The organism is Pseudomonas fontis (assembly GCF_028656955.1).
GTDB classification, from domain to species: domain Bacteria; phylum Pseudomonadota; class Gammaproteobacteria; order Pseudomonadales; family Pseudomonadaceae; genus Aquipseudomonas; species Aquipseudomonas fontis.
The window spans coordinates 1-1,021 of the sequence record NZ_JAMDGY010000073.1 but is presented as its reverse complement, the minus strand read 5'-3'; the positions used below and the strand labels follow the sequence as shown (position 1 = coordinate 1,021).

Sequence of the window (1,021 nt, the reverse complement as noted above, 5' to 3'; positions counted from 1 at the left end):
TTCAAGGCTCCGGACAATGCCCTGAATACCAACGTTGACCTGACCAACAGCATCACCAAGGTCGAAGGTGGTAATTACGAGAAGCTGGAGCACTCGACCGATACCGTCACGACTACCGTGACTGATGATCCGTCGACGCCGACTGCAACTGGCTTGTCGCTGACCGCGACCGGCTCTGTGGCTGAAGGCGGCCAAATTGTTTATACCGCCACCCTGACCAATGCCGCTGGCAGTCCAGTGACCGTGACCCTGTCCAATGGACAGGTCATCACCATCGCGGCAGGCCAGACCAGCAACAGTATTTCGGTTGCTGCTCCGGCAGACAGCGTCTACCTGGACGCCGGTAATGTCAGCGTGAAGATCGACACCGCTACCGGTGGTGATTTCGAGAAACTCGATATCAACAGTAATTCGGCGGTGACTGCGGTCACCGACACCACCGATACCAGCACCGTGACCCTGACGGCTGCGCCGAGTGTGGTTGAAGGTGGGTTTGTCACCTATACCGCGTCGGTCACTGCCCCAGTCACTGGCTCTCCAGTCACCGTGACACTGGCCAACGGCCAGACCATCGTCATCCCGGTTGGCGCAAGCTCCAATTCCGTTGACTTCAAGGCGCCAGACAACGCCCTGAACACCAACGTCGACTTGACCAATAGCATCACCAAGGTTGAAGGCGGCAATTACGAGAAGCTGGAGCACTCGACCGATACCGTTACCACTACCGTGACCGACGATCCGTCGACGCCAACGGCAACTGGTTTGAGCCTTACTGCTACTGGCTCGGTAGCTGAGGGCGGTCAAATTGTTTACACCGCCACCCTGACCAACGCTGCTGGCAGCCCGGTAACCGTGACCCTGTCCAACGGGCAGGTCATCACCATTGCCGCTGGCCAAACCAGCAACAGCATCAGCGTCAACGCACCCGATGACGACGTCTATCTGGATACCGGCAATGTCAGCGTGAAGATCGACACCGCTACCGGTGGCGATTTCGAGAAACTGGACTGGTCGATAACGG

At 57.9% G+C, this 1,021-nt stretch carries 1 protein-coding gene; it reads left to right on the top strand.

The window, feature by feature from the left end; translation table 11 throughout:
- Nucleotides 1–1,021: immunoglobulin-like domain-containing protein (locus tag M5G11_RS20820; protein WP_337994926.1), on the top strand; the 1,021-nt coding region annotated here is incomplete at both ends.